This window comes from Streptomyces sp. NPDC021100, from assembly GCF_044333095.1.
Taxonomy (GTDB): Bacteria; Actinomycetota; Actinomycetes; order Streptomycetales; family Streptomycetaceae; genus Streptomyces.
The window spans coordinates 1-7,905 of record NZ_JBIRQH010000045.1 but is presented as its reverse complement, the minus strand read 5'-3'; the positions used below and the strand labels follow the sequence as shown (position 1 = coordinate 7,905).

The 7,905-nt window shown below is 68.8% G+C and carries 5 protein-coding genes and 1 tRNA gene; 1 reads left to right on the top strand and 5 read right to left on the bottom strand.

Annotated elements, in window-relative coordinates; all coding sequences use genetic code 11:
- Nucleotides 1–557: 557 nt before the first annotated feature.
- Nucleotides 558–3,059: a Helicase associated domain protein gene (locus tag ACH4PU_RS36070; RefSeq protein WP_398282279.1), complete on the top strand. Its 2,502-nt coding sequence runs from the start codon at nucleotides 558–560 to the stop codon at nucleotides 3,057–3,059.
- A 59-nt stretch (nucleotides 3,060–3,118) separates the two neighbouring features.
- On the opposite strand, the gene ACH4PU_RS36065 is transcribed toward ACH4PU_RS36070, so the two are convergent.
- The 5 genes from ACH4PU_RS36065 to ACH4PU_RS36045 all read right to left on the bottom strand — a co-directional run bounded on the left by ACH4PU_RS36065 (nucleotide 3,119) and on the right by ACH4PU_RS36045 (nucleotide 6,574).
- A tRNA-Met gene (locus tag ACH4PU_RS36065) sits at nucleotides 3,119–3,192 on the bottom strand.
- A gap of 91 nt (nucleotides 3,193–3,283) precedes the next feature.
- Nucleotides 3,284–3,790: an HD domain-containing protein gene (locus ACH4PU_RS36060; RefSeq protein ID WP_398282276.1), complete on the bottom strand. Its 507-nt coding sequence runs from the start codon at nucleotides 3,788–3,790 to the stop codon at nucleotides 3,284–3,286.
- 209 nt (nucleotides 3,791–3,999) lie between these two features.
- Nucleotides 4,000–4,572, bottom strand: coding sequence for a transcriptional regulator (locus ACH4PU_RS36055; protein ID WP_398282273.1), 573 nt, complete (start codon nucleotides 4,570–4,572; stop codon nucleotides 4,000–4,002).
- Nucleotides 4,572–6,293, bottom strand: coding sequence for a multiprotein-bridging factor 1 family protein (locus tag ACH4PU_RS36050; protein WP_398282270.1), 1,722 nt, complete (start codon nucleotides 6,291–6,293; stop codon nucleotides 4,572–4,574). Before ACH4PU_RS36050 ends, ACH4PU_RS36055 begins: the two co-directional genes overlap by 1 nt.
- Nucleotides 6,290–6,574 (bottom strand): helix-turn-helix domain-containing protein, encoded by a 285-nt coding sequence (locus ACH4PU_RS36045; RefSeq protein WP_398282267.1) that lies wholly within the window; start codon nucleotides 6,572–6,574, stop codon nucleotides 6,290–6,292. The genes ACH4PU_RS36050 and ACH4PU_RS36045 overlap by 4 nt, the downstream gene beginning before the upstream one ends.
- Nucleotides 6,575–7,905 lie beyond the last annotated feature (1,331 nt).

The following is a 7,905-nucleotide window of genomic DNA, read 5'->3' as shown; positions in this document are numbered from 1 at the left end:
CGCGCGGTCTGCTCCGCAGACACGACGCGCCGTCGCTACGCGACGGAAGAACCACCGAACTCCGTTCGGTGTTTCCGTGACTCCGTCACGGAAATCCGGTCCACTCCGTGGCCCGGGAGGCCAACTCCGTTGGCCTCGGGCTCGGATCGCTCCGCGATCCGGCCTGGCGGAACACGCTCCGCGTGTTCCGAGGCTGGCTGGGGGTTGGCGGTGTCTCGGGTGGTGAGGAGTCAGCGGGTCGGCATTTCGTGCCGTTGGGGCCGGCTGTAGGTGGGAGGTGCCGGACAGGGTTGGCAGCGAGGCTGCGGGCCGTCAGAGCCGAATGGATCGGATCTTCAAACCGGTGGTGTGCGTCATTCTGTCAGGGCCGCTATGTTATGGAGCGGCAAGGCACCCCTGATCCGGGCCGTGAGGGATCGGGGCGGTATGCCGAGCGTAGCGATAATGTCGTTCAGAAAGACGACAGAATGGCAAACCGTCCGGCCTTGCGATTCTGTAATAACCGGCTTCCAGCGGACCTGATAAAGCGTCAGTTACGATCGAGGTAGGGACATTTAATGCCGGGGAAAGAGCTGTTTCCGCATCAGGTGGAGGCGGTCGATGCCGTCCTGCGCGTGCTTCAGAAGCCCGCCGACGGGAACATGCCGGCCGAAGGGCTGCGGACCCAGGTCATCGCCGCGACCGGCTCGGGCAAGACACTGGTCGCCGCCGAGGCCGCACAAAAACTGGCCGCGCGACGGGTACTGGTCCTCGTGCCGACTCTGGATCTCCTGACACAGACCGCGGCCGCATGGCGCAAGGACGGCCGTACGGGGGCGATGATCGGGGTCTGCTCGCTACGGGCCGGCGACTGCGGCGGCATGCCCTGTACGACGGACCCGGCCGAGCTCGCGGCGTGGCTGCGGGGGCTGGAGCGGGTGACGGCGTTCGCCACCTACGCCTCCGTCGGTCTCGGCCTCCTCCAGCGCGCACACGCCCAGGGCCTGGGCGTGTGGGACCTGATGGTCGTGGACGAGGCCCACCGCACCAGCGGAGACGCGGGAAAGCCCTGGGCAGCTGTACACGACCAGACCAAAATCCCGGCGATCCGCCGCCTCTACATGACCGCCACACCCCGCGTCTGGGAAGCAGCCGGGAGCAGTCGTGACGAGGAGCCGCGCCTGATCGCGAGCATGGCCCCCGACTCCCCCTTGTTCGGCCCCGTGGCGTTCAAGCTCACCCTGTCCGACGCCATCAGCCGCGGCCTGGTCGCCCCCTACCAAGTCGTCTGCGTCGACATCACCGACCCCGAACTCCACCAGGCGCACCAGGTTGTTGGCCCGGGAGCAGACGCAGTGCGGGGGGCACGGTTGGCGGCGCTGCAGGCCGGGGTTCTGACCGCGGCGGCGCAGGAGGGGCTGCGGAAGGTTCTGGCCTTCCACAGCAAGGTCAGCGAGGCCGAGGCCATGGCCGAAGGCGTCGCCGGCGCCGCCGAGCGGCTCTGGCAGGACGATCCGCGCCGGTTCCCGGCGCCGGAGCGGGTGTGGGCCGACTGGCTGTGCGGCGAGCACGCCCCCGGCCACCGGAGGGCCGTGCTGGAGGAGTTCGCCTCCGACGTCATCGAGGACCAGGACGAGCTGCGGCCGGCAGCGCTGCGCGTGCTGAGCTCCGTGAAAGTGCTCGGTGAAGGGGTCGACACGGCAAATTGTGATTCCGTCGCCTTTTGTGATGCGCGCGGGTCGATGATCGACATCGTGCAAATGGTTGGCCGCGCCCTTCGAATGAAGCCCGGGGAGGGGAAGATCGCGTCACTAATCGTTCCGGTATTTCTCGCACCGGGTGAAAGACCGGACGAAATGCTGACCTCCCCGGCCTACGGAACCCTCGCGAAGATCCTCGAAGCACTCCGCGCCCACGACACCGACACCATCGAAGCCCTCGCCGACCCCCGCGTGCGCAGCGGCAGTTATGGGCCCGAGGAGGAAGCCGGAGCCGAAGGCGGCCGGGAACGGCCGGAAGGAGAGCGGGGGCCGAGTGCGCCCGCGCGGGAGCTGCTGAAGTTCAGCACACCCCGGGACCCGGCCCTGCTGGCCCGGTTCGTGAAGCTGCGGGTGATCGAGCCCGAGAACGCCTTCTGGCGCCGCGGCATCGAAGTGTGCGTGCGGTATGTGAAGGAGACCGGCGCGGAGGGGTTGCGGGTGCCGTACGACTTCATCACTCCGGACGACTGGGTACCGGCCGGGTTTCCTCTGGGGACGTGGCTGGCGGACCAGCGGCGTTTCAACAAGGCCGGACGCGTGGCTCCGGCCCGGGTAGCCGAGCTCGACAGGCTCGGGATGGTCTGGTCCCACCAGGACATCGCATTCGAGGAAGGGCTCGCCGCCGCCCGCGCGTGGGCCGCCGTCCACGGGCACTTCCTGCCGCCCGCCACCGCCACCTGGAACGGCTACCCCGTCGGGACCTGGGCCAAGAACCAGCGCACCGCAGCCCGGCTCGCGGATGCCATCGCCGAGCAGCGCGCGGCCGGCCTCCCCGTCGAATCCAGGTCCAAGGCGCTCACCGAAGCGCGGCGCGAAGCCCTGGAGGAGATCGACCCGGGATGGTGCCCGGCCTGGGATGCCGGCTGGCAGCGCTGCTTCCGTCTTGCCCAGGCACAGGTCGAGGCCGGCGGGGCCCTGCCGATGGTGGCAGGCGAGGTGATCGTGCAGGGCGAAGACCTCGGACGCTGGGCAACGGCCTGCCGCCTGGGCTGGGACGACTTGCTACCGGTCCAGCAGTGGCTGCTCGAAAGCGTCCTCGGCCTCACCCCGGCCGAGGAGCACGAACGGCCCGTGAAACGCACACAGGGAGACAAGTGGGCCCTCAACCTCCAGGCAGCACGGCAGTACCACGCACGCGAAGGACACCTCAACGTCCCCAGAAAACACGTGGAGACCGTGGGTGACCAGCTGGTCAAGCTCGGCACCTTCATCGACAACACCCGCCGCAGGGCCGACAAACTCACCCCACAACGCCGCACAGACCTCAACACCCTCGGCATCCGCTGGATTAGTGGCGCGGCGGGCAAGGGCATCCGGTAGGAGGCGGACCGGAATGCGGCAGGGCCCGGATCCGTACGGATCCGGGCCCTTTTCAGCAGTAGCGGGGACAGGATTTGAACCTGCGACCTCTGGGTTATGAGCCCAGCGAGCTACCGAGCTGCTCCACCCCGCGTCGGTAATTCCTACAGTACGCCATCAGGAGTCGGGCGAGAACCTGGGATTCGAAGGCGCCCGGCATCGCCCTTGCCCTACAAGCGGTGCGATCAGTAGGGAGCGTCCAACTCGGCGAGCAGCGACGGGTTGACGATGCGGACGATGGCCTCAACATCGTTCCGGTTCGCGCTCGGCCACAGTTCGGCGCGCGCGGATCGGTACTTCGCTGCAAGGCGCTCCCGCTTGTCGGCGGGAAGTTGCGCGGCCCGGTCCGGGTGCGAGTTGTGTGCATTGTCCGCGATCTTCACGAGTGTTGCTTGAGGGTCGACGGTGATACGGCGGATCTTCTCCTTGTATGTCATCCCCGACTGGTTGGTCACCGCTTCGACAATCTCGACGACCCGGGTCGGCACGCCCGTCTCCCGCAGACGCTCGGCGGTCCAGTCGGTGTCTTCCAGGAGGTCGTGCAACAGGCCCGCCATGACGAGTTCGTCGCCGAACGGGCTGAGCCCGGCGGCCACCGCCCGGACGTGTTCGATGTACGGCACTCCGATCTTGTCGGTCTGCCCGGCATGTGCACCGTCGGCAAGAATCTCGATCTCATGGACAGAGATCACGTTCACTCCTTCGTCGGTCCTTCGTAACGGTGACATGAGGACTCGCCGCCGACATCTGGGTTCGGCCGACCCGAAGCGTGGGAGTGCGACCGGTCTCGCGCTGTGAGGCGGCACCGTTCTTTCGCAGGTGCAGGCGCCGCCAGACTCACGTTTCGACGCAGGCGCTCACAGCCGGCGCGCGGAGACCACCTTCTGCCGTGGCCGGTCTTCTACGCGGCGAAGCCGACGTTGGTGACGTACTCGTACTGACCCCATTGTGAGCCCAGGTCGACGATCGTGTCGTCCCAGGCGGCGTCAAGGCCCTGGTGGTCACCGGCCGCCCAGGCGCCGACGATCCTGTCCCAGCGGCGCACGTTCATCGTCCGGTACTCCACGACCCGCTGGAGCTGGCGGGGCACCTGGGACTGATTGAGGGGGTGGATCTCCACCCGGGTCCCACGTCCCTCACGGTTCAGGCGCTTGAGGAGATGCCGGGCGACGTTCTGCCGGCGCACCGCCCGGTACGCGGCGTCGATCCTGGCCAAGTTCGCCTTCGACGGCGCTCTCTTGCCCTCCAGCCACGCCTTCAGCGTCCGGTCGGTGACGGCCAGCCCGGTCTCCTTGACGGCCTGGCGGCTCTTGCCCGACCTCGTCAGGTAGTGCAGACGCGCTATCCAGCCGCGCCTGGCGGTCACGGGAGTCGCGATGCCGCCTGCGAGCTCGTCGAGCTTGCGCGCGACCGCATCGCTGCCCCTGATGCCCCGGGCCCCGAACTTCCCGAAGTCGAGGTTCTTCTCCGGCATTACCCCTCTTCCTCCCCTTCCGTTCCGACATCCTCGGTGGTGTCGGTTCCGGCGGTGTAGGTGTCCTTGACCTTGACTTCGGTAACGCCACGCCCCTCGGGGAAGACACTGCGCCAGTCGCCGATGACGTGGAGTTCGTCGGTGCCCATCGCCCGGACGACCGTCAGGCCCTCGTCATGGGCCTTGAGCGCCTTCAGCCACAGGTTGGAGAACGCCTGGGAGCGGATGATGTGCATCCAGTCCGGGCGGTAGAGCTCACGGTTGTAGTTCGACTCCCCCATCGTCGAGACGAACTTGGAGTACATCGCCTTCACATACTCCAGCGTCACCTCGTCGCCCTCGGCGATCGCGGTGTCACGGGCGTCCTTCAAAGCGATACGGAACTTCTCCAAGAGGTTCTCCGTGGCACCGGAGGTGTAGGACCGGTGGATCTCCGGGGGCGCGCACAGCGCGTACTTCGGGCCGGACAGGCGCAGCAGCAGGCGCAGGGTCGGTTCGGTCACCCACAGCGGGCCGGGTTCGTCGCGTTGGCCGATCGGGTTCGGCAGGACCGCCTCGTGTTCCCAGGGGGGCGGGGTGATCAGGTGGACACCGGCGCGGCGGCGGTCGTGGGGACGGCCGGTGGAGTGCTCGAGCTGGCCGAGGGGGAGGTGGGTTTTGAGGGCGGAGAGGTAGGCGCCGTTGATGTCGAGCGCGGTCACCTCATGACGGCCGGGCGGCAGCTCGTGGCGGGTCCATTTCGGGCGGGCTTCCCAGATCTGGTCGGCGCCGCGGGAGGACTGCTTCTTGAGGATGTCGGGGATCCAGGGGTGGGCGACGATGTCATAGCGAGCACCTTTGCGGGTCTCGTCCAGCAGGCGCATCGCGTCCGGGATCGCCTTCTTCAGCAGTGCGGCCGTGGCTGCCTCGACGTCACCGTGGTGCTCGGCGAGCGCGCCCTTGACCGCCCGGCGGATCAGATCGGCCGGCCCGGACGGCTCCTGGAAGGCGCGACGGGACGGGCCCTGGGAACGCTCGGCGGAACGCGGCGGTGTGCGTGATGTGCGCGCCGCCGGTTTCCCGGCCGGAGCGGCCTGGGGCTGGACGGGCGCTGTGACGGGCTGAGCGGGCGGCACGGTCGGCTGGGCGGGCGTGGCAGGCGTGGCAGGCGTGGCGGGCGTGGCAGCGGTTGTCCGACAGTCGGCCGGGGAAAGGTGCTGGGCGAACCCCGCCACCCGCGTCCCGGCCGGTTGCCCGCACAGCACACACGGCTCAGGCTCGGCGAGGACCTCCACCTCATCAGCGTCACCGCCTTCTTCGGGCACCGGGGACAGCGGAGGAGCATCAGTGACGGCAGGGGGCTGGGCCGCAGCCGGCTCGGCGGCAGACAGAGCAACCAGGGCAGCACCCGTGGCGGTGCCGGTGGCAGCGCCGGTGCCGGTGCCGGTGGCGGTGCCAGTGCCGGTGGCGGTGCCAGTGCCGGTGGCGGTGCCAGTGCCGGTGGCGAATTTGGCGGCCAGCCCGTCCAGGAGGTAGGCATACTTGGTGCGGGTATCGCCGACCGGATCCCTGTCCTTCTCCCAAGCGGCGACCGTGGACGGGCTCACCCCGAGTGCCCGGGCCACCTGCGCCTTGGACAACCGGGCCTGCTCCCGCAGCTCCTGACGGACCCGGGCAGCGGGGAGCTCGGCCTGGGGACCGACGACGGCGAGCAACGAGTCGATCGCCTCGAAATCACTCACCGGACCGCCCTCTTCTCAGCGTGGGCGGCACGACGACGGGCGGCGGGAAGCGTCTCACATGCCCGAGTCGGGCCCGCCAACAGATCCAGCGCGGCGATCTCGTAGTACCCGGCCAGGACATCGACATCACGCAGAGTCCACGACGTGGCCCCGGACTGCCGGCGCGAAACCTGCGTCTGCGTCAGCCCGAGCACCGCAGCAACCGCCCGCTGCGAATCACCTGTCGCCTGCATCAACGCCGCCACCGCCAACCGCAACGACTCCTCCAGACTCAATCCCACGGCCCACACCATACTCGACAGTGATGCATATTACGCATCAAAGCCCGTGTAACAAGGCTCTGGAATGCTCAGACGCTTTCAACGCTGCGGAGCGCGGTGAGGGGCGTGCTGTGCTGTGGGGCATCGTGCGGGCAGGTCCAGAAGTCTTGAAGAGAGAGGGGAGGCGACCGCCGGCGCGGTGGCCGCCACCGCGGTGGCGTGGTCGCGCGGAATGAGCGACGGGCTCCGAGGCGGCACCAGGACCCCTGGGCACACCGAAGCCCCCTTGCCTTGAGCCCTTCCACCGCGCGCGCAGACGGCAACGACAGGGAACCGGCGAACGACCCCCGCCCCCCCTTCGCGTTGCCCCTCCACCGTCCGCACGGCCCGCAAACACAGGATCCAGGCGATGCCGGCACCCCCCCACCCCGGCAGAAAAAAAGGAAACATCGCCGATTCACCTTGGAAAGACAGACGTCAGGGCGCGGCGGATCCTTCAAAACTGCCGATACCGACCCGGGTACGGGCCCGGCGTGGATGGGATCACCCCGCCGGGACCCCACGCCGCGGACAGGCGTTGACAAGGGCCGCCCTCGTAGGCACCCAACGGCTCGACAGAAGAGGAAGCGCAGGACGCAGAAACCGTCTTGAGACCGGGAAATCCCCAGCCGCGCGCGAGATGGACCACCCGACAGCACAGCAAGGCCGGCACGGGGGTCGCCGGCCCAGCGCCGCAGTGCCCGACGCGGCCGACCGGACCGTCGACCGCTCCGGAAAGCGGCCGGAGCGCGGGGACCGGGGCGCGGGTCCCAGGCCGGCGATCACTGCAGGAGCGGTGCGAGCTCTTCGCGTACCCCGCGTGATGGATCACTCCGGGGTGCCCTGGCCCCTGTCTGGCGGCGATGACCGGCCGATAAGAGGAGACAAGCCGCCCGACAGACGGATCCCATGGCATCCGCAGCCCGTGGGCTGGTGGGTGTACGGACGCCGCTTGGGGCACGGCAACCGCGCGAAAGTCAGCAACGGCCATCGCGGCAGCTGCAGGGGCTGCGCCTGTCCGCTTCCCGCGGGCCGTGGCGCCGCAAGCATGGCAGTGCTCCTGCCGACGGCTTTGGGCGACACCCTGTGGCACAGCGGCCGAAGCACCAGGCCGGACTTCAGACGGCTGCCGCGAGGGCGTGTGAGCCGGCCCCCCATCCACCCACGCCCACGCCTGCGCCTGCGCCCGGTCACAGCCGACGCTCCTTACCCCCGTCTGTGAGCACCTTTCATCCCGGCCCTTGAGGATGAAAGGGCTGATCAGAGGGATGGGTGACGTGGCAGGGCCCCTCGTCGTTGGCGTGGTGATTCCA

Excerpts from the sequence above, each read along its gene's own strand:
- ACH4PU_RS36070 (WP_398282279.1), top strand. The coding sequence starts at position 558 with ATGCCGGGGAAAGAGCTGTTTCCGCATCAGGTGGAGGCGGTCGATGCC.
- ACH4PU_RS36055 (WP_398282273.1), bottom strand. The coding sequence starts at position 4,572 with ATGCCGGAGAAGAACCTCGACTTCGGGAAGTTCGGGGCCCGGGGCATC.